The 267-nt window shown below is 65.5% G+C and carries 1 protein-coding gene; it reads right to left on the bottom strand.

Annotated elements, in window-relative coordinates; translation table 11 throughout:
- Window positions 1–267: BCCT family transporter (locus tag ACLJNW_RS25510; protein ID WP_410961408.1), on the bottom strand; the 267-nt coding region annotated here is incomplete at both ends.

Here is a 267-nt window from a genome sequence, read left to right as displayed (position 1 = left end):
ACCGAACTGTCCTGGTTGACCACTTCGGCCAACTGGGTGAAGCCCTCCTGCAGGACCATGTGGATGGCGGTATCGCCGAACACCGTCATCCACAGCAGGGTGAAGCCGGCCGGGACGAACAGCACGCCGCAGACGAACTCGCGGATGGTGCGGCCGCGCGAGATACGGGCGATGAACAGGCCGACGAAGGGCGACCAGGACAGCCACCAGCCCCAGTACAGCAGGGTCCAGCCGCCGATCCAATCGGTGGGCTCGTAGGCGTACAGG

This window comes from Salmonella sp. SAL4457, assembly GCF_046548235.1.
Classification (GTDB): Bacteria; Pseudomonadota; Gammaproteobacteria; order Enterobacterales; family Enterobacteriaceae; genus Salmonella; species Salmonella enterica.
This window is presented reverse-complemented; position numbering and strand designations above follow the sequence as displayed.